Genomic DNA, 507 nt, shown 5'->3' on the forward strand with positions numbered 1-507 from the left:
GATTTGCGCCCATGGTGGTCCTATCGCGAGAACGTGACCGAGATGCCGGCCTATGCGGTGGCTTTCCTCGACCGCTTTCTCGGCGCCGAACCGAACTGGATCACCCCGGATCGCGCGCAGTCCCGGCAAGCCATGCAACGGGCGCTCGGGTCTTTCCGTGCGAGCGATGCGTTACTCCAGCTTTGAGCCCGCTCTTCGCACCCTCAATAACGCACGCGCTATTGAACATTTGACTTTTTGCCGATAGCGATGTGCGAAAATTGACTCGAGAGGGAAACGCGTGGCGCGACCAAGGCCTATTATTTTCGATTGCGACGGCGTTCTTGTCGACAGCGAGCCTCTGGCCGCCCGCGCCTATGAGCGCGTCTACGAAAAGCACGGCATGCCCGGCGTCAACACCAGCGTCATCGCCCAATGCATCGGCATGAAGCAGTCCGATATCATCGCCAGGATCAAAGATTTGACCGGCCACCAGTTTCCGGCGGCGGCGGACGGCGACATCTGGGC

Annotated in this window: 1 protein-coding gene and 1 pseudogene; both read left to right on the top strand. The window is 60.4% G+C overall.

Annotated elements, in window-relative coordinates; genetic code table 11:
* Positions 1 to 186 (top strand): annotated as a pseudogene (locus tag EOC94_RS33510) (hypothetical protein); the annotation flags it as partial.
* Positions 187 to 280: 94 nt separating this feature from the next.
* Positions 281 to 507: HAD hydrolase-like protein (locus tag EOC94_RS33515; RefSeq protein WP_148128464.1), on the top strand; the 227-nt coding region annotated here is incomplete at its 3' end.

Origin of the sequence: Mesorhizobium sp. M6A.T.Ce.TU.016.01.1.1 (assembly GCF_003997065.1) — a bacterium.
Taxonomy (GTDB): Bacteria; Pseudomonadota; Alphaproteobacteria; order Rhizobiales; family Rhizobiaceae; genus Mesorhizobium; species Mesorhizobium mediterraneum.